The following is a 23,212-nucleotide window of genomic DNA, read 5'->3' on the forward strand; positions in this document are numbered from 1 at the left end:
GCCGGGCTTCAACCGCTTTTTTCCAGTTTGACACGAAAACTTCAAAAACCCTGTTGACACCGGAGAGCCACCCCCTTACATGCGTGTCCGTCGCCCAGATGGCGGAATTGGTAGACGCGCCAGCTTCAGGTGCTGGTACCCGAAAGGGTGTGGAGGTTCGAGTCCTCTTCTGGGCACCATTCCATTTTTCCAACGTTGATTTCGTTGGTTCTTTCATCGATTTTTGTCAGATAAGTTCCCCCTCGGGGGCCAGACGGATGTCGATGATATTTCCCCGAACGGCTTCGATATAACTTTCCCCGCCAGCCGCTAGGTTTGCGGGCGCGAAATTGCCCAGGCAGCTGCGCCATCCATCGATGCAAGGACGTCCATCGGCCTCCGCATCCCCCATCAGCCATTCCATGTCTGGCACATCATTCCTATGGCCGTTGGCGCCGGTGGCGCCCCCGTGCCGCGAATTGCCCATCCGTGACGCTATTCATATAGACAGGCCAAGGTCGCAAAAACATAGTTGCGCGTGACATCTATACGCCTCTTCCTCGCGCTGGCCTTACCGATGTAAGAAATCGGCCTCACAGCGCAGGAAAGTTTATTTAAAACAAAATCTTAGGACGGATTAGATGGAGACATGGCTCCTGCTGTCGAACTGCCAAACGTTTGGGCTTGCGAATTCCCTGAATTTGCTCAATCCGAAGTTTCATATCGAGGCGGTTGATGTCTATGCGTTCCAGCATGGTATCGAAAAATACCGGGCAACCTTGCCCGACTATTTCAGGGTGATCATCCATCCGTATTTCCAGACCATGGATTTCGATTTCACGGCCGCGCGCAATCTCGACATCATTCCCTCGATAGAGTTCGACGCTTATCACCCCGACGTCTGCTATGCTTTTTCGGAAAGCGGCGGCCCGCTCGATGGGCCGATGAGCGCGTATCACTCAATGATCGTATTGGCCGCTTATGAGGCCGGATTGTCCGCAGAAGCGACCCGCAAACTATTTCGGCGGGATGTGTTTGAACGATGCGGCTTCCTGACGCGCTGGGAAGAAGAGCGTACGGATCTTATCAACAATTTCGCGCAGCATGGGCTGGATATCTCATCCGCGTTCCGGAACTGGTCTCGCGGCGATTCCTTCATGTATTCGGTGAACCATCCGAAGATTCATTGCGTCTATGATATTGCGCGCGCCTTCATGAAGCGCCTCGGCGTTCAGACGTTCGAAGGTGGCATCGTGCCAATGGACAATCTTCTCAAGGGGCCGTGCTATCCGGTCTATCCGGAAATTGCCGAAACATTCGGCGCGCGGGGATCCTACTTCTTCAAGATGCACAATGATTATCGTCTCATCTCGCTGGAGACATTCATCGATCTCAGCTTCGCCAGCTATTCGCGCTTTCCCACTGGCACGCTCCATATCGAGAAATCGGTTCGTGGCCGATATGCGCAGGTGAAGGCCGTAATCGCCGAGGCGGTCGGATAACGGCACCCGTCTGCCCGCTTGCTTCCTTGGGATCGCCTCAACGGCGATCCCAAGGATAAAATCCGATATCAGCCCTTGCGGTTATGCCCCTTGCCCGTGGCCGGCGCGCAAAGCAACACTTTGCAGCTCGGGTCGTCCGACGTCGGCACCGACACCTTCGTCGGGATGCCGCGGTTCACGCAGGCCGCCGAGTTCGACACATAGCGATCATAGACCGTCAGGTTGCTGACGGTGCTGGAGGGATGCTGCAGCACGACCTCACCTTCCTGGGCGACCTTGTCGTGTACGGCCGCGCAACTCATGGCCTGGGTATCATAGCGCGATATCGCCATCGCGCTCGAGGCGCACAGCCCAAATGCCGCAACCAGTATAATCTTCTTCATGGGGGATTCCTCTTCTCAGTCATAGACTTCGCTATCAGAAGCACCCTATTATTATGTACCCCATATCATTTTTGTGACAGTATCGCGCGCTGCCCACAATGTCGCAGGCAGCGTCACGCTTTCGGAAGTCGTTCTTACAGGCTTGGGCTGAGTGGCACGATGGCCGCAAACCGCTGCCAGTCCTTGCCCGCCCTAGGCGTCCAGGCAGCTTCGGCGATGGCCGGAAGGCGCGGGAAGACCAGACGGTTGAAATAGGCGCGAGAGAGGAAGTTTTCCTGCCAGATGCAGGCCTGCACGCCCTTCAGCCGATCCTTCAGCTCATCCGGAAAATCGCCCTCGGCCTCATAGGCATAGGTATGCGCCGGCGGCACGGTGCCGGCCCAGCTCGCACCCGGCTCCTGCCAAGCTTCCGCCTGCACCATGTCGAGATAGTAGGCCTGGCCCGGCGTCATCACCACATCATAACCTTCGCGCGCTAGCTCGATGCCGACCTCGGGCTTCTCCCAGGCCATCAGCAGCGTGCCTTCCGTGCCGACGCCGCCGCCATGGGCAACTTCGTTCCAGCCGGAGAGCTTGCGGCCGCGCTCGGTCAGCATCGTCTTCACCCGCTTCAGGAAGTAGGATTGCAGCGCGAAGGTGCCCGAGATGCCCTCCTGCTCCATCAGCTTGCGCGCCATTGGCGAGGCGAGCCAGGAACCGTTGGCCACCTCGTCGCCGCCGATATGAAGGTATTCGGAAGGGAATAGCTCGACCATTTCGTCGAAGACCTTGCCGAGGAATTCATAGGTCAGCTCTATCGCCGGGTTGAGGGCATTGTTGGGGTAGCCCTGAACGGAATGATAGCTTTCCGGCGCCTCCTGCCCATCGGTCAGATCCGGCAAGGCGACAAGGGTGGCTGCGTTGTGGCCGGGAATATCGATTTCCGGTACGACCTCGATGCCGAGCGCCAGAGCGTGCGCGACGATCTCCCTGATATCATCCTGCGAATAGAAGCCGCCGACGGGTTCGGCGCCATTGCCGAGCTGCGGCAGCAGAGGCTCGTCCGGGCCGCGCAGCACGCCGGTCGAGGTCAGCGCCGGATAGGCCTTGATCTCCAGCCGCCAGGCCTCGTCGTCGGTCAGATGCCAATGGAAGATATTGAGCTTCAGCCAGGCGAGGATATCGATCAGCCGCTTCACATCATCCTTGGGCGTGAATTGCCTGGAGACATCGAGATGGCAGCCGCGCCAGCCATAGCGGGGCTGGTCGGAAATTGTGCCGGTGACCGGGAAGCGGAACTTGCCCGGTTCGCGCCGCGCGCCGTCCAGAAGCTGCGCCAGCGTCGTCAGGCCATAGAGACGACCGGCCTCGGCGGAATAGGCAAGCACGATCTCGGTGGACGAGAAAGCGAGCTCATAGGCCTCCTTGGCAAGGGCCGCCCGTTCGACGAAGCGCAGGGGCCGCCCCTGTGGCACAGAGATGAGGCTGAACGGGGTGTGATTGACGGGAAACAGGCGCTGGAAGAGCGCCTGCGCCGTCGCAACCGCTTTCAGGCTGGCGCCATCCGTTCCCTTGGCGGGGTAGAGCGCGACCGGAAAGTCTTCGCCCGGCTTGACGTCAATCGCCGCCGGCCAGGGCTGGATGGCGAAGGGCAGGTCGAGCTTGCCTTCCGGCAGCAGCACCGGCGGCGGCTCGCTGACACGGCCTTCGAGCAGGAGGTCGGAGATGGAGACATCGACATGGCTGCCGTCGGCAAGCGTCAGATAGGCGGACTTGGCGCCATCAGTGCAGTGCTTCGCGACGCGGTGCAAACCGCTGACGCTGAAGGTCCAGCTGTCGCCGGGCGCAACGGACAGGCCGGCAGGCGGGGCGAATTCGTGGAAATTGGCGTTGCGGCGCAGGAAAACGGCATTGTCGCACGCCTTGGTATCGATGACGCGCGTCAGCGACGTATAGACGATGCTAAACCCCGTGAGCGGCGCATCCGACAGATTGATCAGCGTGAAGGTCAGGCGGCCGTTCGGACCGCCTTCGGGAGACCAGGTGTGTTCGAGATGATAGGAAGCTGGCTGCATGTCTGTTCCCTTTTATAACAACAAGCGTTCAATAATGGTCGGACTGTGAGAATGTATGGGCAAGCTCCGCCTGCCCGGCTGTCAGGCCGCAATCGACCGGCAGGCAGACGCCGGTGATGGACGCAGCGAGCGGACTTGCCAGGAAACCCACGGCGTTGGCGACATCGGCGGGATCAACGACACGCTGTAGCGGATACCAGCGGCGCGCCTCCTCGAAGACATTCGGATTGGCACTGGCACGCGCCTCCCAGGCCTGTGTTCGTACCGTGCCTGGGGCCACGGCATTGGCGCGAATGCCGAACTTGCCGTATTCGACCGCGACCAGCCGGGTGAAATGCAGAAGCCCGGCCTTGGCGGCGCTATAGGCGGGGTGGCCGAAGACGGCCATGCCGTTGACCGAGGCGATGTTGATCAGCGACCCCTTCGATGCCTTCAGCATGTCCTCGGCGGCGCGGAAGCAGAGGAAGGCCGCCTCCAGATTAAGCGCATTGTCAGCGCGCCAGATCTCCGGCGTCGTATCGTGCAGGCTGACCGCACGTGCCGCTCCCGCATTGTTGACCAGCGTCCTGACCACGCCCAGCCCGGCCGCGACCTTCGCCATGTTGACAGTATCGGCCTCGCTGGTGACGTCGACCTTCACGGCAACGAAGCGTTCCGCCGGCCCAAGCTCGCGAGCGGCAGCTTCAGCGGCGGCGGGGTCGATATCGGCAAGCAGGACGATATCGTGGTCATCCGCCAGGCGCCTCGCGATGGCGCGGCCGATATCGCCGGCGGCTCCGGTGACGATGGCGACGGATCTGCTCATGTGGCTCTTCCTCTTTAGTAGGGTTTAGTCGCCGAGGAGCTGGCGGTCGTCGCCGTCCCGATGGGCAACGAGTTGCTGCTTGATGCGGCGCAAGGTCACCGTCGCCTGCGGCTGGATGCGGTAGGCGACCAGGCTGGCGAGAATATCCACGACCGCGAGATAGGCGATGCGCGTCGACGTCGGCCGATAGATATTGTCGCCTTCCGGCAGATCGACGGGCACGGTGATGTCGGCTGCAAGCGCCACCGGGCTCTGGCTCTGCGTCAGCGCGATCGTCGGCACCTTCGCTTCGCGCGCCAGCGTGAAGGCGCGTACCAGCTCGGCATTGCGGCCGGAGAAGGACGAGCCGATCAGCACGTCCGCCGGCTTGGCGGCGGCGGCCATCATCAGCTGCATGCTGTGATCGGAGCTGGCGGTGACGCGAAGGCCGAGGCGGAAAAGCCGGTTCTGCAATTCGCTGGCGATCATCGAGGAATTGCCGCCGGAGCCGAAGGCATAGATCATCTCGGCGCCGGCCAGCCGGTTCGCCGCCTGCTCGATGGCCGGGATATCCAGTCCGCGATGCAGCAGGAAGAGGGCATTCTGCGCCTTGGTGATGATGTCCTGGGCGACATCAGCCGGTGCGATGCTCTTCGGCTCGGGCCGGATATAGCGCATGCCGACATAGGCGGTGCGGGCGAGCTGGACCTTGAAATCGGAAAAGCTGTCGCAGCCGAGCCGACGGCAGAAGCGGGTGACGGTCGGCGGCGAGACATCCGCCTTGCCGGCGAGCTCGATGATGGAGGCATTGACCGCGAATTCGAAGTCGTTGAGGACGATATCGGCGATGCGGTTTTCCGATTGCGAAAGCCGCGCCCTCTCCTCCTGCATGGTCGTGAAAATATCCATCGGCCCCTCCCCTGTCGTGGCGTCTATCAAGCGTCCGGCGTCTTATAGGCGACGCAATCGATCTCCACCTTGCAATCCACCATCATCGACGCCTGCACGCAGGCACGCGCCGGCGGATGAGCGCCGAAATAGTCCTGATAGATCTTGTTGAAGCTCCAGAAATCGCGCGGATCGTCCAACCAGACGCCGACGCGCACGACATGCTCCAGGCCGTAGCCGGCCTCCTGAAGGATGGCGATGACATTGCCGATCGTCTTGTGGGTCTGGGCGATGATACCGCCATCGATGATCTCGCCATTTTCCATGGCGACCTGGCCGGAGACATGCAACCAGCCATTGGCCTCGACAGCACGCGCGAAGGGCAACGGCTTACCACCGGCACCCGTCTGGCCGGAGCCATAACGCTTGATGGGCATTTTCCATTCCTGCAAATTATTTTCTTGATACGTTGACAAGTGACCATAGAAAGCGGAATTTGGCCAGTGAAAATCGTAATTTATGAAAAGAATTTAAATACGGCTGGCCCAATGCGCGATCCTTTCCAAAATCCCTTCCCTACCGACGATACCGCTCGCCATGCAATCTGGGAGATGCTTGTGCCGCGCGACATCGACGCTTTTCTCGCCGCCGACTGGTCGCTGGTGGCGCATGATTTCGTCGAGGACGGCTTTATCGGCATAGACGGCCGCCGCGAGATCAGCCCGGACAAATGGCGCCTCGCCTTTCCGACACTTAGCGCCTATCGCGACGAATGGCTGCGCCAAGCGCAGGACTTCGCGAGCCAGTCTTTCGCCGAGGACCCCCGCACTGCCATTTTCACCACCACGACGCTCGAAGATATCGAGATCGAAGGCGAGACGGCGCTGGTGCGCAAGAAATTCGACGGCAGCCTGAAGAAGGCCGATGGCGGCGTCGATGTGCTGAAATGGCAGACACTCTATTACTGCCGCCTGCATGAGGGCCGCTGGAAGATCTCGGGCTTCACCGGTTACCTGCCGAATCCGATGGAATAGAGGCGACAGCGTTGCGCATTTTTACTGCGGTGCTCGCGACCGAAACGAACACCTTTTCTCCGATCTGTGTCGACCGGCGCGCCTTTGAGGCTTCTCTCTATGCGCCGCCGGGCACGCATCCGGAAACGCCGACGCTTTGCTCCGCGCCGATCACGGTCGGCCGCAGGGTCGCCGCCGAAAAGGGCTGGGAACTGATCGAGGGCACCGCCGCCTGGGCTGATCCGGCCGGTCTGGTAAACCGCCGGACCTATGAGGATCTACGTGACGAAATCCTCGACCAGCTTCGCGCCGCCCTGCCGGTCGACGGTGTCGTGCTCGGCCTGCACGGCGCGATGGTCGCCGATGGCTATGAGGACACCGAAGGTGATTTCCTCACCCGCGTCCGTGAAATCGTCGGGCCGGATATCCTGCTCTGCGCCGAGCTCGACCCGCACAGCCATCTGACGAAAAAACGCCTCGCGGCGGTGGATTTCCTCGTCTATTTCAAGGAATTCCCGCATACGGACTTCGTCGATCGCGCCGAGGATCTCTGGCGCATCGCTGTCGACACGCTGGAAGGCCGCGTGAAGCCCGTCATGTCCGTCTTCGATTGCCGGATGATCGATGTCTTTCCGACCTCGCGCGAGCCGATGCGCTCCTTCGTCGACAAGATCATGGCCATGGAAGAGGCCGACAAGGATATCCTGTCTATCTCCGTCATCCACGGCTTCATGGCCGGCGACGTCCCTGAAATGGGTACGAAGCTGCTGGTCGTCACCGATAACAAGCCGGATAAGGGCTCCGCTCTCGCCCGCGACCTCGGCCTCGAACTCTTTTCCAAGCGCGGCACTTTCATCATGCCGCAGATCGACGAGAAGCAGGCGGTGTCGGAGGCTATGGCCGCGACTTCGTGGCCGGTCGTCATCGCCGATCTCTGGGATAATCCCGGTGGCGGCACGGCGGGCGACGCCACCGTTGTCCTTCAGGAATTGCTCCACCGAGGTGCCCGCGACACGGCGATCGGCACGATCTGGGACCCGATGGCAGTGCAGATCTGCATGGCCGCCGGCGAAGGCGCGGAGATCCCGTTGCGCTTCGGCGCGAAATCGGCGCCGGGCACCGGCAATCCCATCGACGGCATCGTCAAGATCATGCGCCTTGTCGCCAATGCCGAGATGCGCTTCGGTGAAAGCTTCGCGCCCTTCGGCGACGCGGCCCATATCGAACTCGACGGCATCGATATCATCCTCAATTCGACGCGGGCACAAAGCTTCGATCCCACGCTTTTCTCGGTGATGGGCATCGACCCCACGCAGAAGAAGATATTGGTGATCAAGTCGACCAACCATTTCTATGCCTCCTTTTCCAAGATCGCTTCGGAAATCCTTTACTGCTCGGCCGGAACACCCTATCCGAACAATCCGGCGCGCACGCCCTATCGCCGCGCGCCAAAGGACATCTGGCCGATGGTTGCCGATCCGCACGCGGCAAAAGAGGGAATTGCCTGACATGGCACATGATATCGTCTCGGAAATCAGCCCCAAGCCGGGCGATCGTATCGAGGACATTTCGACGCCGCGCCCGATCATCGACGAGGACCGCATGGCGGGCAATATCGCTCGTGTACAGTCCTACATGGACGCGCATGGACTGAACTTCCGGCCGCATATCAAGACCCACAAGATCCCCGCGCTGGCGAGCGCCCAGGTGGCGGCAGGCGCCAAGGGGATCAATTGCCAGAAGATCACCGAGGCCGAAGTCTTCGCCGATGCCGGCTTCGAAGATATCCTCATCACCTACAACATCATCGGGGCTGAAAAGCTTGCCCGTCTGTCGGCGCTCAACGACCGCATCGCCGCGCTGAAAGTCGTGGCCGACAGCAACTACACCGTCGATGGGCTCTCGGCATGGTTCGCGACCCGCAAGCCACTGACCGTGCTGGTGGAATGCGATACGGGTGGCGGGCGCTGCGGCGTGCAAACGCCGGAGGCGGCCGCAACTCTCGCCAGACATATTGCCGGCATGCCCGGCCTCGTCTTCGGCGGACTGATGAACTATCCGAAGCCGAACAGCGCCGCTGACACTCAGACCTTTCTGGCCGAGACCATCTCGCTTCTGAAGCGCAACGGCATCGAATGCCCAATCGTCAGCAATGGCGGCTCGCCGAGCCTTTTCGACGCCCATCTGGTGCCTGCTGCCACCGAGCACCGCGCCGGCACCTATATCTACAATGACCGCTCCATGGTGCGCGCCGGCCATTGCCGCGAGGAGGATTGCGCCATGCATATCCTCGCGACCGTCGTCTCGCGCCCGACGCCGGACCGCGCCGTCATCGATGCCGGCTCGAAGGCACTGACCTCCGATCTCCTCGGTTTTTCAGACCACGGCGTCGTCGTCGGCTATCCCGAGGCCGTCATCACCGGTCTCTCGGAAGAGCATGGGGTCATCGATCTTTCGAAATGCACCGGCCCTCGCCCCGAGATCGGCGACAAGGTCCGCATCATTCCCAACCACACCTGCGTGGTGTCCAACCTGTTCGACAGCATGGTCTTCCACCGCGACGGCATCGTCACCCGCGTCGAGGACGTCGCGGCGCGTGGGCTGGTCTGGTAAGGGGTTTCTCTAGGAGAGTCTCACCCGCCCTCGCCCTTCGAGGGTCGCTTGCGCTCCCGCCTCAGTGTGAGGGCTGAGCTTTTGCGCCGAACAGGGCAGCCAGCTCCATCCTCATGGTGAGGTGCCCGGTCGCCAGAGCGTTGGCGATGGCGGGGCCTCGAACCACGAGGGTGGCCCCTGATTTACCGTTTGCGCGTCAAGGGGCAACCGGGCTCAACAGCCCCATATCGATATCGGTCAATTCGACACGACGTTCGAAAGCCACGCCGTCTTCATCGAAAAGATGGCAATCGGCGGCGCGGATGCCGGTCTTGAGCGGTACCTCCGGGCGGATGGCGATGCTGCCGGACAGCGTGGCGCAGAAATTCTCGCCGCTATCCGCTTCCAGCGCCGCATAGGCGACCGTCTGCGCGCCGAGACGTTCGATCACGGACGGCATGATCGTCAGGGAGATGTCGCCGTCGCCAAGCTGTATGTGCTCCGGCCGGATGCCGAGCGTCAGCTCCTTGCCGACCACGCCGTCGCGCGGCGCGACCGGCAGCAGTGCCGTCTGGCCCTTGTAATCGACCTCGACGCCCGCTTCGCTGACGCCTCTGCAAATAACGGGCAGAAAGTTCATCTTGGGATTGCCGATGAAACCGGCGACGAATTTATTTGCCGGCTTATGATATAGCTCCAGCGGCTCGCCGGTCTGGGCGATTTCGCCCGCATTGAGGACGACGATCCGATCCGCCATGGTCATCGCCTCGACCTGATCGTGGGTGACGTAGATCATCGTTGCCTGCAATTGGCGGTGCAGCTTGGCAAGCTCGATACGCATATCGGCGCGCAGCGCCGCATCCAGGTTCGACAGCGGCTCGTCAAACAGGAAAATCTTTGGCTCGCGGACGATCGCCCGGCCGATGGCAACGCGCTGGCGCTGGCCACCCGACAGCATGCCCGGCTTCTGCTGCAGGCGCTGGTCGAGATGCAGGATGCGGGCGGCGTGCTCGACGCGAGCCTTGAGCTTGTCTTCCGGCATCTTTTCGACGCGCAGCGGAAAGGCGATATTCTCGAACACCGTCATATGCGGATAAAGCGCATAAGACTGGAACACCATGGCGATGCCGCGCTTGACCGGCGGCAAGTCATTGACGCGCTGGCCGTTGATCATGATGTCGCCGCTGGTGACATCGTCGAGACCGGCGATCATCCGCAGCAGGGTCGACTTGCCGCAGCCGGACGGGCCAACGAAGACGATGAACTCGCCATCCGTCACATCGAGCTCGACGCCCTTGATGACCTCGAAATGACCGTAAAATTTCTTGACCTGATTAAGGTGAAGCTGTCCCAAACTCTGTCTCCGCACGGCGCCGCCATAGGGCGGGCAGGGCTCGAAAGGCCGCGCGCAATGCGCGCGGCCCGACGATCTGCAAGGTTTACTTATACTGCTCGAGATCAGCCGCCGCCTTCTTCAAGGCAGCCGCCGGCTCGGCCTTACCGGTGACAACCGACTGGACCATCTCGATCATCACGTTCTGGAAGCCCTTATAGTCCTTGAACAAGGGCTCGGGACCACCGTAGCTGATGCCGTCGATGAACGGCTTCCAGAAGGGGTCCTTCTTCTCGAACTCGTCGACCTGCGGAGATGGACGTAGCGGCGTGAGGCCGGCGCCGCCCTGTAGCTCATACTCGCCCTGCGGACCGGGAGAGGTGATGAACTTGGCGAATTCGATCGCCTTGTCCTCGACGCCCGAGCCCTTGAAGACGGCAAGGCTGTCGGTGATGAGCAACGTCCCATGGCCCTTGGCCGCTGGGCCGAGCGGCAGCGGCGCAACGCCCCAGTTGATCTTCGTTTCCTTCAGGCGATAGGCAGCGCCCGAGCCCGCCTGGAGCATACCGACCTTGCCATCCAGGAAGATCGCGCGCATTTCGTTCTGCTCGTAAGCAGTCGCTCCCTCGACGGAGTAAGGCGTGATATCCTTATAGGCCTGCAGGGCGGCCAGCACTTCCGGGCTGTCGAGCACGATCTTGTCGCCGTCGATCACCTTGCCGTTGTTGCTGTAAACCCAGTGAAGGAACTGGTGCATGGTGTTGTCGAAGGTCTTGGCCGACAGGCCGTAGCCGGGGATACCGGTCTTCTCCTTGATCGTCTTGGCGTCGGCGATTTCCTCAGCCCAGGTGGTCGGCGGCTTTTCCGGATCGAGACCTGCCTGCTTGAAGATGTCCTTGTTCCAGTAGAGCGCCTTGGTCGAGAAGGCGATTGGTACGCCCCACTGCTGCCCATCGAAGGTCACGGTGCCGACAATACCCGGATAGTAGGTCTTCTGCTCCGCATCCGTCATCGGGACCGGGACGATAAGATCGTTCTCGGCAAACTGCTTGAGCGTGCGCGAACCGACATAGGCCATGGCGACCGGCGTGCCGGCTGCGGCAAGCGTCGTCGCCTTATCCTGGCACTGCTCCCAGCCGACGACTTCCGGCTTGACCGCCCAGCCCGGATTCTTGTCTTCCCACTGCTTGATATATTTCACATGGATCGGATCGATGCTGTCGCCGCAATAGATCCAGCTGATCTCCTTGTCGGCGGCCTGAACGGTCACAGCGCCAAGCGCAGTGGAGCCGAGCAAAGCAAGGGCGAACAGCCCTGTTTTGATATGGATTGTCATGTTTAAGCTCCCCTTTTTCTAGTGGTTATTGTCTAGCTTATTGCTTTACCGCGCCGGCGGTCAGACCGCTGACGAGATAGCGTTGCAGGAAGAAGATCACGACCAGCGCCGGCGCGATGCCGACAAAGCTTGCAGCCATGAGTTCGTTCCAGACGACCTCCTGCCGGCCGAAATAGGCGAACAAGCCTACCGGCAGCGGCATGTATTCGGTCTTCGAATTGAAAGTGAGCGCATAGATGAACTGCTGCGCATAGGCCTCGATGAAGGAGGAAATCGCCACCACAACGATGCCCGGCATGGCGATCGGCAGGATGACGCGACGCAGCGTATAGAACTGGCTCGCACCGTCGACATAGGCGGCCTCATCGAGCTCCCGGGGGATGCGCCGCATATAGGTGTGCAGCAGCCAGATTCCGGTTGGGATGATGAAGGCCACGCCCGGCACGATCATGGCGAAATAGGTGTTGAGCACACCGAAGGAACGCATAAGCCGGAACAGCGGGATCAGGAGGACGGCGCCCGAGAACATCTTGACGGCAAGAAAAGCGCCAAGCAGCAGGCCGGCGCCCCTGAACTCGAAGCGAGCGAAGGCATAGGCCGCCGGCACTGCGAGCACCAGCACGATAATGGTGATCGTGCCGGATATCAGGAAGGAGTTGAAAATATACCAGCCGAAGCCCGGCACGCTGGTCCACATCGTCCGGTAGGCCTCGAACGACCCGTTTTCGGGAATGAAGCGGTAAGGTGACGAAAAAAGCTGGCTCAGCGGCTTCAGCGACACCAGAAACCCTTCGACGAAAGGCGCCAGAACGAAGGTGAGAAACAGCAGGATTCCGGCATAGATGCCGACGAGCTCATACCATCTGTAGCGGTTGATCATCATCGGCTGGCTCATCGCTTGGCTCCTGCTGAAAAGCGGCTGGTCAGGCGGAAATAGGCGAGGCAGAAGAGCGACAGGAAGATGCAGATCAGGACTGCGCGGGCCGAGCCTTCCCCATATTTGTACGACCCGATCGCCGTGCGATAGGTGTCGATGATCATCGTCGTCGTCTCGCCATTCGGGCCGCCGCGTGTCAAGATCCAGATGATGTCGAAGGAATTGAAGGTCGAGATCAGCGACAGCATCGACATGGTGACCATCGAGGGCACCATCAGCGGCAGTGTGATACGGCGAAGACGATAGAAGCGGCCGGCGCCATCCGTCCAGGCGGCTTCATGCAGATCCTGCGGGATCGCCTGCATAGCCGCCAGCATGTACAGCGTCACCATCGGCACGCCGATCCAGACGTCCGTGATGATCGTTGCCCAGAAGGCCGTGCTACCATAGGCAAGAAAGGCTACCGGGCTGTCGACGAGGCCAAAGCGCTGCAGCAGGCCGGAAATCATGCCGAACTGGCCGTTGTACATCCAGCCCCACATGAAGATGCCGATGGCCATCGGCACGACCCAGGGCGGCATGGTCAACACCCGGAACAGCGCCCGGCCGGGAACCGCCGCGTTCAAAAGCATTGCGCCACAAGTGCCGATAATCATCTTGATCGACACCGAAAAGAAGGTCCAGATGAAGGTCCGGACGATTACCGAGGCGAAGGTGTCATTGAAGATCTTCGCATAATTTTCAAAGCCGACCCAGTTCGTCAGCTTCTTCAGTGAAGCATCGGTGAAGGACAGGATGACGGTGTCGACCAGCGGATAGGCAACGATGACGAGAACGTAGAGGACAGCCGGAAGAAGCAGGAGCCAGGCGAAGATGACCGTGCTGCGTTGAACACCCATCTTGCGCCCCTCTCTATGCAGCTCGAGAATGCAGCGCTTCGTCGAACCTGTCCCAGATCGGGCGCAGGTCCACCACCGTCTTCTTCATGCGCGCCTCGTCCATGGACAGCGCCAGAATACCGGCTTCCAGCGCGTTCAGGGTCGAGACCGGCAGATGCAGGCCGGACCTCACATGCGCCATGATATCGGCGGCCATCTGCTCGTCGGCACCGTAATGCTGGGAAAGCGTCGTCCGGGTCGCGTATGTCTTCTCGATCACCTTGTTGCCGGTGAGCATTTCGTGAACATTGAAGTAGCCGCGGATGAAATCGCCCTCGGCCATGCCGCGCGAGCCCATGATGGCAAAGCGACGGAACTGGTCCGGCACGTTGATATTGGTATGGAAATTCATGCCGACGCCGTTGGCGTATTCGACGATCGCCACCTGATAGTCGATGATGTCGCCGTCGCTGTCGAAGACCTTGTCCGACCCCATCCAGCCGCTGGGCTTGCGATGGAACATTTCCAGGTCGTTGATCCCTTCCTTGGCGGGATCGTTTTCCGGGATGAAGCTCTTTCGTCCGCCGAAACTCGCGACGCGCTCAGGCCGCGCTCCGATCACGCCATTATAGAGGTCGAGGTCGTGACAGCACTTTTCCAGCATGAAACTGCCGGAATAATGCTCGTAGCGGCGCCAGTCGCGCATGAAAAAGGCGCCATGATAGGGCTCGATATGCTCGGACGCCTCGATCGAAACGACGTTGCCAAGCTTTCCTTCGGCCTGCGCGGCCAGAAGGTCGCGATACATCGGCGCATAGCGCAGCACGAGGCCGACAGTCAGCTGCTCATGACCGAATTTCGCCATCAGGCGCGCAAGCTCGATGCTCTGCTCGATGGTGGTGACAACCGGCTTTTCGGAAAAAATTTTCAGACCGGCTTCAAGGCCGATACGAATGTGATCGAGATGCATATGGTTCGGCGAGCCGATCATCAGCAAATCGAGCTTTTCGTTGGCAATCAGCTCCTGGGGAGTGGCATAGGCCTTGCCGGCCGAAATGCCATTTTCGACCAAGCCGGGCAGGCCTGCCGGCGCCGGATCGACATAGCCCGCGATTTCGAAATTCTCGTCGATCGCCTTGAAAACATAGCCCAGATATCCCAGACGGAATCCGAGTCCGATAATTCCCACTCGCATACTCGTATCGTTCCCACGACGTAATTTATTTTCGTCAACTTGGGACAAATTTTCGCATTCGTCAACGAGCTTCGATAAAATACTGGAAAAGATGAAATTTATTTTCAGATTGACGCATGAACCTGCGTAGGCGATAGGCGGTCGATTGCGTCAGATTTGATGCTTCTGCCGATTATTTTGGCACACCGAAAGGGATTATCTGCCCGGGCCGTTGTATTGCCAATATTGATAATTAGGCTTGCTGGTGCTCTCGGAGATGACGCCGTTCTGCTCGCAGACGTAACCGAGACGCGGCAGGCCCCGCCAGAAAATGCCATCGTGGAAATCGCGGACGCGCACGGTGGTCGTGCGGCATTGGAATTTTTCGTCCGCAGCCATTTTCGGCGCGATCACCCCGGGCAGATTCTTATAGGGATAGACGGGACGGACATAGGGCTTGGGAAGCAGCGGATTATCGGCAAGCGCCGCAACCGGCATGGCGTTTGCCAGGAGCAAAGCAGCAATGACGATTTTCGATCTGGTCCACATGGCGTCCTACAATCCTTCCGCATGCGCGAGCGCGACGATGGCCGCGTCGTCCAACCCAAATATAATATCGCTCACGCAGCGCGCCAACAGCCGACCCCGGAAAATCGGCCTCGGAAACACATACGTGAACGACAGAGCTGTTCACGGTAAATTACGGCGATGAGAATGCTTTTACCTCAACATGGGCAATTGCCGTACAATCCGAGTTTGAGAAAAGTAAGAAGCTTGTTATATATTAGCAGGGGTGTCGCTATAGTTTATCATTGTCAAGATTTCTACTTGTGGGAGTAAAGGTGATTCTCGAACAGGCCAATCGGATCATCGAAGACACGCAAGCACCCGGCGCAGGCAGTCTGGCACCACAGGTCTGCATCTATGTCATCAATCTCGATCGCTCTCGCGAGCGCTGGGAAAGACTGTGTGGGCAGGCCGCTCGATATGGCCTGAATGTCATTCGGGTCGCCGCGATTGACGGAGCCACGATTCCGGAAGGCGACCGCATCGATTTCCAGCAGCAGCAATTCGTCTATCACAACGGACGCAAGCTGCTGGCCGGGGAATACGGCTGCTATCGCAGCCATCTGCTCGCCCTTCAGCAATTCATCGACAGCGGCGACAAGATAGCGATCATCATGGAGGATGATGTCGAGCTCAACGAAAGGCTGATCCCGCGTGCGCTGTCGGCCATGAACAGCGTTTGCGGCGCGCGCCTGGTGAAGCTCGTCAATCACCGACTGGTCGGCTTCAAGCCGCTATCGGAAACCACGGAAAACGATGTCGTCGGCCGCTGCATGCATGGGCCACAGGGGTCGGCTGCATGCTATATCGTCAACCGGTCCGCGGCAAAGAAGCTGCTGATCACGTTGAAGCCGATGCTTCTGCCCTATGACATCGCGCTCGAACGCGGTTGGTCGACCGGGGTCGAAACTTTTTCCACCCTTGAAAATATTGCGGACTTCAGCCCGCATCGCTCGGATACGACGATCGGCAAGCGCGTGCACTACCGTGCCGTAAAGCGGCATTTCCTGCTACGGGCAACAGCCTACTGGTTCCGCGCCTGCGATCAGCTTCATCGTTGGCGCTATACAGTCAAAGCCAAGCCCCAACCGGCTCGGGAGAATACCGAGACCTAAGGCAAGAGCCGTACGACGTTGTCGAAACTCGGCTCGTCGAGGGGCAGATCCATCTCACGCTCGCGGAAGACGAGATCGATCACGTCACCGCTCGGCGCATAGCCGGACACCAAACTCTGCAGCAAGCCCCTCGCCAGCGGCACGTCGTTTTCATCAAGCGCCGCCTGAAGCGCGGCCAGCTTCTTTGACAGTTCCGGCCAGGGCAGGAAATCTTCCTTGGCCCGCATGATGCGCGGATGGCTCGTCGATTGTGGATTGTCGCCGATCAGCAGCTCTTCATAGAGTTTCTCACCCGGCCTCAGCCCGGTGATCTCCAGTTCGATATCGCCGTCCGGCTCATCCTCGTCCTTGACCGTCAGGCCGGACAATTCCACCATGCGGCGCGCGAGATCGGCGATACGCACCGGCTCGCCCATGTCGAGCAAGAAGACGTCGCCGCCGCCGGACATGGCACCAGCCTGGATGACAAGCTGCGACGCCTCGGGGATGGTCATGAAATAGCGGGTGATATCGGGATGCGTCAGCGTGATCGGACCGCCGTCGCGGATCTGCTGGCGGAAGAGCGGCACGACGGAGCCGGAGGAACCGAGTACGTTGCCGAAGCGGACCATCGCGAAATTGGTGCCGTCGGCACCGGGCTTGCGGTCCGCATCCATCGCCTGCAGCACCATCTCCGCCAGTCGCTTGCTGGCGCCCATGATATTGGTCGGGCGCACGGCCTTGTCGGTGCTGATCAGCACGAAGTCCTCGACACCACAGTCGCGCGCCACTTCGGCGGTGGTCAGCGTTCCCAGTACATTGTTGCGGATGCCCTCGACGGGATTGTATTCGACGAGCGGCACATGCTTATAGGCGGCGGCATGATACACGGTCTTCGGCCGCCAGGCCTCCATGATCTGCCTCAGTCTCCGGTCGTCGCGAATGGAGGCCAGGAAGGGGATGATGCGGATCTCGCTGTTTCCAGACGTCGCCGCCGCTTTTTCCAGCTCACCATGAATGGCATAAAGCCCAAATTCGTTCTGCTCCACCAGCAACAGGCAGGAAGGGCCGTTCTTCAGGATCTGGCGGCAGAGTTCGCTGCCGATCGAACCGCCCGCGCCGGTCACCATGACCACCTTGCCGCGGATATTCTTGTCGATCAGGGCGCGATCGGGCGCGATCACATTGCGGCCGAGCAGGTCTTCGATATCGAGTTCGCGGAGATCGGAGACGGCGACGCGTCCCTGGGCGAGCGCCGTCAGGTCCGGCATGGTACGCACGGTAACGCGGGCCTTGCGCATGCTTTCCAGAATTTCGTTGCGGCGCTGCCGCGACGCATTCGGCAGCGCAAGCAGCACGCCCTTGATATCGCCGGAAACCACCAGCGCCGGGAGATCGGTCGGATCATAGATCGGCAGGCCACCCATGATGCTGCCATGCAGGTTGCGATCGTCATCGAGGTAACCGACGACATTCAGCTCGGCACTGTTGGCAAGGGCGCCGGAAAGCTGGCGGCCGGAGGCGCCGGCGCCGTAGATCAGCACCTTGGCCAGCTGATTGCGGTTCAAGAGCCGCTGATAGGCATTGCCGAGCCAATATCGCGTCCACATGCGCGACAGGCCGATGGCGATAAGCAGCAGGAGCGGCTGTAGAATGCCGACAGTGCGCGGCACGCCCGGCACGCTGATCGCCGTAAAAATGGTCATGAAGGCGAGCGCATAGATCGCCACCGCCTTGACCACGGTCATGAAGGCCGACATGCCGGCATAGCGGAAAATAGCGCGATAGAGGCCAAGGACAATAAAGATCGGGATGGCGACGAGCAGGGAAACGATCGCGGGCAGCCATTCCACGCCCTCCAGGATCACCCAGTCATCCAGACGGAGACAATAGGCAAACCAGACCGTCAGCACGCACAGGCTGGCATCGACAAGCAGCGCCAGCGCGCGCTTGGTCGAGCGCGGCAGCGCCAGGAACGGCAGGACAAGCTTATCCGCGGGCACCATCGGTCAATTTCCCCAGGCGCCGGTCGACGGACCAGCATACCGCTTCTCTCGCATAAATTGCACCATCATGTATTGCACGACACAGCCTGATTGTCTTTATGCTTTCATTAGCAAAATGCAAAAATTCTCTGCGTCCATTCACTTTTAGAACAGCGCGCACGCAATTGCATCCCTGATCTTGAAGCGGACATCTATCGTAAAAGATGGCGACAATATTACTTTCCGAGATATCCGCGGATTACCGGATGCCGAAACAGGCCAACGAGGACGGCAAAGGCCATACCGAGCCCCATGCCGAACAAGGCGCCGGCAATCAATCCGGCCACCATCATCACCTTCCGGCTCGGCCCATCCGCCGTCAACGGCGGCTCGGCTTCGGAAATGACCCGGATATTGCTCTGCGACAGATCCCGGGCGTCACTTGTCTGGCCAGACCGCTTCAGAACCGCCTGGTACGCGTCACGAGCGGCTGCAGCCTTGCGCTCGAGTTCGTTGAGACCGACCAGCTTGCCTGATGTATTGACCTGCGATGCCTTTTGCACCGCCAACTCCTTGGCGATATCCTGCTCGGCCTTCTGCGCCTGATCGTAGTCGGCGCGGGCAGACGTCGTCTGCCGCTGCAACTCGCTGCGGATCTCGGTCGCGAGACTATCGAGCGAGGATTTGGCGGCAAGCAGGCGTGGATGACGGGCACCGAGCTGGCTTTGCAGACTGCCGACATTGGCGGCAAGCACGGCATATTGCTGGCGCAGGCTGCTGAGCGGCGTCGATGCGGCCGTTGCCGTTGCCGAAGGGCCGTTGGAGACGACGTCCGTGAAGCTCAGCCTGTCGGCGGCATCGGCGCGCGCCTTCGCCTCGATCGTCTTTTGCTGCGCCACCACCAGCATGTCGTTGAGCGCAGTCAGGCGCTTGTCGGACATCAGGTTGCCGCCGACGGCGACCATGTCGTTGTCGGCCCTATAGGCCTCGGCCGCCTTTTCGGCGGCTCGCACCTGCTCGCGCAGATCCTCGAGCCTGCCGTCCAGCGCGGTATTGCTGGTCTGATAGCTGTTCGCCGCCGCCTTGCCTTCCTCCTCGACGAAGGAGGCGACAAGCTGGTTGGCGATCGCAGCCGATTTTTGCGCATCGCGCGTCGTCACCTTCAGCGACACGACATAGGTGCTGGCCTCGCGAGCAATCTGCACGGCCTTCGCCAGCACCGTTACCGCCATGTATTTTGCAGCGTCGCCACTGGCGCCACCGTTAAATTGCGGATTTTGGTCAAGCTTCAGCGCATCGACCACCCGGCCAAGCACCTTGCCGGAGGACAGGATCTGCGTCTGGCTGTCGATCATCGTCAGGATCAGTTCCGGCGCAATCGGCGGGGACTGGGACGAATCGACGCCGCCGGTTTGACGAGGATCGAAATAGAGGCTGGTCTCAGCCGTGAATTTCTGCGGCAACATCGGAATGGCGGCCGCACCCAGCACAGCCCCAGCCACGGCAAGCGCCAGAACCAGGCGCTTTTTCGCCCAGATCGAACGGACGGCGGAGCGCAGGTCGAGAAGCGGTGCGTCGGCAACAGGCGCTGGCGAAACTACCTGTGGCGCAACGACAACCGGCTCGGCAGCCGGGATTGCCCCTGCCACCGTCGGCCGGACCTCCGGCGGCAAAGCGGCTTCAGTCTTGGGCTCGATCGCAATCGGCGGTTCCGGATGCGCCGGGATTGCCGGCTTTACAGTATCGACCGACTGCTCGGCGGCAACGGGTTGGACCTCATGGACGAAATCCCGCGGCCGCACCACGGGACCGCGCAGGCGCAAGCCTTCGCCCTGCCCTTCGGACGGCTCGTTGCTGCGCCAACTCGGAAAGTGGCTCGATCGCTTGTTTCGTTCCAATGAACTCATACCAGACTTCCAGGGACCCGCTCGCGCGGATCCCGCGCAGCAGATGCCAGGAGTTTAGAAATGTTTGGCTAACGGACCATTAAGGACATTCCCAGGAAGTCCCCCCGCAAACGTCGGTAAGGCTCCGTGGAGCCCCTGTCTTCATCAATATTCAACCGGACAGCCCCTATGAAGCGGGCTTACAGGCGACGGAAAAACGGGAGCTTGCAATGGCCGGATCGATGACGAGACTGCTGCGCCGGTCGCTTGCGGCTACCGTTATGCTCGCCTTCGTCGCTGAGGCAGACCCTAGCCTTGCTGCGTCGCAGCTCTGTTATCGAGGCATCAATCTCTCCGGCGCCGAATATGGCGAGCGTGGCGGCGTGCTCGGCACCAATTACATCTACCCTTCCGAAGACACGGTGCGCTATTTCGCGGGCAAGGGGATGAACGTGGTGCGCCTGCCCTTTCGCTGGGAGCGGCTGCAGCCCGTATTGAACCAGCCGCTCGACGGAAAGGAGCTGCAAAACCTCAAGGATGCCGTCGATCTCATTCAAAAGCATGGCATGGCCGTCATCCTCGATCCGCACAATTACGGCTACTACGACAAGATCCAGCTCCCGCAGATGCCGGCGACCGATCTCGCCTTCGGCGACTTCTGGGCGCGGCTCGCCGTCGAGTTCGCCAATCGCAAGGGTGTCTCCTTCGGCCTGATGAACGAGCCGCACGATATCAAGGCGCCCGATTGGCTGGAGCTGGCCAACACGGCCATCCGCAGCATCCGCACCGTCGGCGCGCGCAACCTCATCCTCGTGCCTGGCACGAACTGGACCGGCGCGCATAGCTGGTCTGCCGATGTCCTTGGCGGCGGCGCAAACGGCACGGTCATGCTCGGCGTCAAGGATCCGCTCGATTTCTACGCTTTCGAATTCCATCAATATCTCGATGCGGACAGCTCCGGTACCCATCCGGCCTGCGACGGCACCGCCAACGGCACCAAAGGTATGAACGACGTCACCGACTGGCTGCGCAAGAACGGCAAGCGCGGCTTCCTCGGCGAATTCGGCGTGGCCGGCAATGACGGCTGTCTTGCGGGCCTCAAACAGGTGCTCGGCATCATGAACGACAACAGCGACGTCTGGCTCGGCTGGAGCTACTGGGCGGCCGGCGACTGGTGGGCGCCGGACGAGCCGCTGAACGTCCAGCCGCGCGACGGCCGTGACAAGCCACAGATGAAAGTGCTGGCGGATGGCCTGAGCAAGAAGGTTTCGCTGGCGTCAGCATGCGCCCTCATCAAGCCTGCAAACTGACTGGCAGTGAGCACCCGACTCTTTGCCGCGAATCATCGGCCTGATATGGTGCCCGCGGCCAGAGACGCCACGACCCCGGATATTTCATGCAAAGCTCAGGCGAAAAGCAGCCCATAAACTACGTCATTCTCGCCATCTCGCTGCTCGCGGTCCTGTATAATTGCATCCTCGCCTTCATCAATCACAACATCACGCCGCTGACGCCAAACGCCGTGGTCATGAGCGAAGTGCTCCTGCAGGTGGCAAGCTTCGCCTATATATTGAAGAGGGGGATTTATGAGGAGGATATGGCGCCGCTCCTCTATCTGCTCCTCACGATCGTGCTGACGGTCTTCGTCATCGCCATCAACAAGCAGCCCTATGTCGATCACCTTCGCAACGTGATGATCATCTTCGTGTTCTCCATCATGGGCAGGCTTTGCAACGAGCGCACGCTGAAGCTGGCGTTCAGGATTTCCTGTATTGCCGTGCTCGCCGTGCTCATCTGCGAAATCGTGTCGGTGACGGAATATGTCGCGCTCTTTCATCCGGCCGAATATTTCCAGAATACGCGCGGCGTGCCGCCCGCCACCTACAGCGATATCGGGCTGTTCCGTGGTGCGCTGGGGTTCGAAGGGCGGTTCTCCTTCGGCCTGATAGACCATCGCTCATCGTCCATCTTCCTGGAACAGGTCTCGCTTGCCAATTTCTGCGGCGTGATGGTCCTCTATCTGATCAGCTTCTCCAGCCGGCTGCGACTGTCCGACAGACTGCTGTTCCTGTCGACCGTCATTCTGATCCTGCTGACGAACGATACCCGCACGATGCTGATCTTCAGCCTCATCAGCATCGCCGGCTATTTCATCTATCCCTGGCTTCCGAAAATACTCGACCTGACGACGATGCCCTTGATCATTCTCGTCGGCTTCGTCATTAACGCCCTCAAGCCAGGCGTTACAGGCGATAATTTTGTCGGCCGCATCAACGGTACGGTGAGAGCCTTCCTCGGCATGGACCTGCAGAGCACCATCGGCCTGCAGCTCGATCAGGTCGGCATCTTCTACGACAGCGGCTATGTCTACATCATATATGGTGCCACCATCTTCGGCCTGATCCTGTTCTGGCTCTACGCCTCGCTCTATCCGGGAGGAGAGACCATCAATCAGCGGCGCCTCGGCCACGCCCTTTCCCTCTTCCTGTTCCTGAACCTGATGATCGGTTCCACGGCGATCTTCTCAATGAAGACCGCCGGGCTGGTCTGGCTTCTGGTGGGCTTCCTGAAATTCAACGAGGGCACGCAGGCAAAGCAGCCGCAGACGCTCTCGCTCGCCACCAACGGCTAAGGCGGGGATGCGCCGTTCGAAGACGCAACGGGAACGGTTTTTCCGATCATCTCGCCTAAAGTAACAGCCGAAACAGGGTTGAGGGACAGTTCCCCATACCTTCGATTTGATTTAAGCAGGCGGGCACCAAAGCAGGCCGGCGCCCCCCGGCAGAAGAGAGAAGAGACATGACGCATTATGTACTCACGGTTTCCTGTCAATCGACACGCGGGATTGTTGCTGCGATCGCCAATTATCTGGCGGACCAGGGCTGCA

20 protein-coding genes and 1 tRNA gene are annotated in these 23,212 nt (G+C 60.3%); 8 read left to right on the plus strand and 13 right to left on the minus strand.

Going from position 1 to position 23,212, the window contains the following annotated elements:
• Window positions 1–92 precede the first annotated feature (92 nt).
• A tRNA-Leu gene (locus tag PMI03_RS10195) sits at window positions 93–179 on the plus strand.
• Window positions 180–620: 441 nt separating this feature from the next.
• A complete protein-coding gene (locus PMI03_RS10205; protein ID WP_007692639.1) occupies window positions 621–1,481 on the plus strand; it encodes a WcbI family polysaccharide biosynthesis putative acetyltransferase in 861 nt (286 codons plus the stop codon).
• A gap of 68 nt (window positions 1,482–1,549) precedes the next feature.
• Here the strand turns inward: PMI03_RS10205 and PMI03_RS10210 are convergent, their stop codons facing one another.
• The 5 genes from PMI03_RS10210 to PMI03_RS10230 form a co-directional block, all read right to left on the minus strand.
• Window positions 1,550–1,864: a hypothetical protein gene (locus PMI03_RS10210; protein WP_007692640.1), complete on the minus strand. Its 315-nt coding sequence runs from the start codon at window positions 1,862–1,864 to the stop codon at window positions 1,550–1,552.
• A gap of 134 nt (window positions 1,865–1,998) precedes the next feature.
• On the minus strand, window positions 1,999–3,918 hold the full coding sequence (locus PMI03_RS10215) for a beta-N-acetylhexosaminidase (protein ID WP_007692641.1): 1,920 nt from the start codon (window positions 3,916–3,918) through the stop codon (window positions 1,999–2,001).
• A gap of 28 nt (window positions 3,919–3,946) precedes the next feature.
• On the minus strand, window positions 3,947–4,723 hold the full coding sequence (locus tag PMI03_RS10220; protein ID WP_007692642.1) for an SDR family oxidoreductase: 777 nt from the start codon (window positions 4,721–4,723) through the stop codon (window positions 3,947–3,949).
• Between the two features lie 24 nt (window positions 4,724–4,747).
• Complete coding sequence (locus tag PMI03_RS10225) at window positions 4,748–5,611, minus strand: MurR/RpiR family transcriptional regulator (protein ID WP_007692643.1); 864 nt, start codon at window positions 5,609–5,611, stop codon at window positions 4,748–4,750.
• Window positions 5,612–5,637: 26 nt separating this feature from the next.
• A complete protein-coding gene (locus PMI03_RS10230; protein WP_007692644.1) occupies window positions 5,638–6,027 on the minus strand; it encodes a RidA family protein in 390 nt (129 codons plus the stop codon).
• A 111-nt stretch (window positions 6,028–6,138) separates the two neighbouring features.
• Between PMI03_RS10230 and PMI03_RS10235 the strand changes: the two genes are divergently transcribed.
• The 3 genes from PMI03_RS10235 to PMI03_RS10245 are packed head-to-tail and all read left to right on the plus strand — an operon-like array spanning window position 6,139 to window position 9,216.
• Window positions 6,139–6,624, plus strand: coding sequence for a hypothetical protein (locus tag PMI03_RS10235; RefSeq protein ID WP_039973767.1), 486 nt, complete (start codon window positions 6,139–6,141; stop codon window positions 6,622–6,624).
• A gap of 11 nt (window positions 6,625–6,635) precedes the next feature.
• The gene (locus tag PMI03_RS10240; protein ID WP_007692648.1) at window positions 6,636–8,111 is read left to right on the plus strand and encodes a M81 family metallopeptidase; all 1,476 of its coding nucleotides are present in this window, start codon (window positions 6,636–6,638) and stop codon (window positions 8,109–8,111) included.
• A gap of 1 nt (window position 8,112) precedes the next feature.
• Entirely contained in the window at window positions 8,113–9,216 is a 1,104-nt protein-coding gene (locus tag PMI03_RS10245) for a D-TA family PLP-dependent enzyme (protein WP_007692650.1), read from the plus strand.
• 196 nt (window positions 9,217–9,412) lie between these two features.
• On the opposite strand, the gene PMI03_RS10250 is transcribed toward PMI03_RS10245, so the two are convergent.
• The 6 genes from PMI03_RS10250 to PMI03_RS10275 all read right to left on the minus strand — a co-directional run bounded on the left by PMI03_RS10250 (window position 9,413) and on the right by PMI03_RS10275 (window position 15,342).
• Window positions 9,413–10,549, minus strand: coding sequence for an ABC transporter ATP-binding protein (locus PMI03_RS10250; RefSeq protein WP_007692651.1), 1,137 nt, complete (start codon window positions 10,547–10,549; stop codon window positions 9,413–9,415).
• Window positions 10,550–10,634: 85 nt separating this feature from the next.
• Window positions 10,635–11,864 carry an ABC transporter substrate-binding protein gene (locus tag PMI03_RS10255; protein WP_007692653.1) on the minus strand — a complete coding sequence of 410 codons (1,230 nt, stop codon included), beginning with the start codon at window positions 11,862–11,864 and terminating at the stop codon, window positions 10,635–10,637.
• A gap of 37 nt (window positions 11,865–11,901) precedes the next feature.
• Window positions 11,902–12,759 (minus strand): carbohydrate ABC transporter permease, encoded by an 858-nt coding sequence (locus tag PMI03_RS10260; RefSeq protein WP_007692655.1) that lies wholly within the window; start codon window positions 12,757–12,759, stop codon window positions 11,902–11,904.
• Window positions 12,756–13,640, minus strand: coding sequence for a carbohydrate ABC transporter permease (locus PMI03_RS10265; protein ID WP_007692657.1), 885 nt, complete (start codon window positions 13,638–13,640; stop codon window positions 12,756–12,758). The genes PMI03_RS10260 and PMI03_RS10265 overlap by 4 nt, the downstream gene beginning before the upstream one ends.
• Before the next feature lie 13 nt (window positions 13,641–13,653).
• Window positions 13,654–14,814, minus strand: coding sequence for a Gfo/Idh/MocA family protein (locus PMI03_RS10270; RefSeq protein ID WP_007692659.1), 1,161 nt, complete (start codon window positions 14,812–14,814; stop codon window positions 13,654–13,656).
• Window positions 14,815–15,009: 195 nt separating this feature from the next.
• On the minus strand, window positions 15,010–15,342 hold the full coding sequence (locus PMI03_RS10275; RefSeq protein WP_007692670.1) for a hypothetical protein: 333 nt from the start codon (window positions 15,340–15,342) through the stop codon (window positions 15,010–15,012).
• 293 nt (window positions 15,343–15,635) lie between these two features.
• On the opposite strand from PMI03_RS10275, the gene PMI03_RS10280 reads away from it, so the two are divergent.
• Window positions 15,636–16,475 carry a glycosyltransferase family 25 protein gene (locus PMI03_RS10280; protein ID WP_007692671.1) on the plus strand — a complete coding sequence of 280 codons (840 nt, stop codon included), beginning with the start codon at window positions 15,636–15,638 and terminating at the stop codon, window positions 16,473–16,475.
• On the opposite strand, the gene PMI03_RS10285 is transcribed toward PMI03_RS10280, so the two are convergent.
• Both PMI03_RS10285 and PMI03_RS10290 read right to left on the minus strand, forming a co-directional pair.
• Window positions 16,472–18,460 carry a nucleoside-diphosphate sugar epimerase/dehydratase gene (locus PMI03_RS10285; protein WP_007692673.1) on the minus strand — a complete coding sequence of 663 codons (1,989 nt, stop codon included), beginning with the start codon at window positions 18,458–18,460 and terminating at the stop codon, window positions 16,472–16,474. The genes PMI03_RS10280 and PMI03_RS10285 overlap by 4 nt on opposite strands.
• A 215-nt stretch (window positions 18,461–18,675) precedes the next feature.
• Window positions 18,676–20,346 carry a GumC family protein gene (locus PMI03_RS10290; protein ID WP_007692675.1) on the minus strand — a complete coding sequence of 557 codons (1,671 nt, stop codon included), beginning with the start codon at window positions 20,344–20,346 and terminating at the stop codon, window positions 18,676–18,678.
• A gap of 209 nt (window positions 20,347–20,555) precedes the next feature.
• Here PMI03_RS10290 and PMI03_RS10295 point away from each other — a divergent pair, with 209 nt between their 5' ends.
• Window positions 20,556–21,635, plus strand: a complete 1,080-nt coding sequence (locus PMI03_RS10295; RefSeq protein WP_007692677.1) for a glycoside hydrolase family 5 protein — start codon at window positions 20,556–20,558, stop codon at window positions 21,633–21,635.
• A gap of 86 nt (window positions 21,636–21,721) precedes the next feature.
• Entirely contained in the window at window positions 21,722–22,957 is a 1,236-nt protein-coding gene (locus PMI03_RS10300; protein ID WP_007692679.1) for a hypothetical protein, read from the plus strand.
• The last annotated feature ends 255 nt before the right edge of the window (window positions 22,958–23,212 follow it).

The sequence above is a fragment of the Rhizobium sp. AP16 genome (assembly GCF_000281735.1).
Lineage (GTDB): Bacteria > Pseudomonadota > Alphaproteobacteria > Rhizobiales > Rhizobiaceae > Rhizobium > Rhizobium rhizogenes.

Coding starts and splice junctions, on each gene's coding strand:
- PMI03_RS10225 (WP_007692643.1), bottom strand. CDS start 5,611: ATGGATATTTTCACGACCATGCAGGAGGAGAGGGCGCGGCTTTCGCAA.
- PMI03_RS10290 (WP_007692675.1), bottom strand. CDS start 20,346: ATGAGTTCATTGGAACGAAACAAGCGATCGAGCCACTTTCCGAGTTGG.
- PMI03_RS10220 (WP_007692642.1), bottom strand. CDS start 4,723: ATGAGCAGATCCGTCGCCATCGTCACCGGAGCCGCCGGCGATATCGGC.
- PMI03_RS10210 (WP_007692640.1), bottom strand. CDS start 1,864: ATGAAGAAGATTATACTGGTTGCGGCATTTGGGCTGTGCGCCTCGAGC.
- PMI03_RS10295 (WP_007692677.1), top strand. CDS start 20,556: ATGGCCGGATCGATGACGAGACTGCTGCGCCGGTCGCTTGCGGCTACC.
- PMI03_RS10260 (WP_007692655.1), bottom strand. CDS start 12,759: ATGAGCCAGCCGATGATGATCAACCGCTACAGATGGTATGAGCTCGTC.
- PMI03_RS10270 (WP_007692659.1), bottom strand. CDS start 14,814: ATGCGAGTGGGAATTATCGGACTCGGATTCCGTCTGGGATATCTGGGC.
- PMI03_RS10235 (WP_039973767.1), top strand. CDS start 6,139: ATGCGCGATCCTTTCCAAAATCCCTTCCCTACCGACGATACCGCTCGC.
- PMI03_RS10255 (WP_007692653.1), bottom strand. CDS start 11,864: ATGACAATCCATATCAAAACAGGGCTGTTCGCCCTTGCTTTGCTCGGC.
- PMI03_RS10300 (WP_007692679.1), top strand. CDS start 21,722: ATGCAAAGCTCAGGCGAAAAGCAGCCCATAAACTACGTCATTCTCGCC.
- PMI03_RS10205 (WP_007692639.1), top strand. CDS start 621: ATGGAGACATGGCTCCTGCTGTCGAACTGCCAAACGTTTGGGCTTGCG.
- PMI03_RS10265 (WP_007692657.1), bottom strand. CDS start 13,640: ATGGGTGTTCAACGCAGCACGGTCATCTTCGCCTGGCTCCTGCTTCTT.
- PMI03_RS10285 (WP_007692673.1), bottom strand. CDS start 18,460: ATGGTGCCCGCGGATAAGCTTGTCCTGCCGTTCCTGGCGCTGCCGCGC.
- PMI03_RS10215 (WP_007692641.1), bottom strand. CDS start 3,918: ATGCAGCCAGCTTCCTATCATCTCGAACACACCTGGTCTCCCGAAGGC.
- PMI03_RS10245 (WP_007692650.1), top strand. CDS start 8,113: ATGGCACATGATATCGTCTCGGAAATCAGCCCCAAGCCGGGCGATCGT.
- PMI03_RS10230 (WP_007692644.1), bottom strand. CDS start 6,027: ATGCCCATCAAGCGTTATGGCTCCGGCCAGACGGGTGCCGGTGGTAAG.
- PMI03_RS10275 (WP_007692670.1), bottom strand. CDS start 15,342: ATGTGGACCAGATCGAAAATCGTCATTGCTGCTTTGCTCCTGGCAAAC.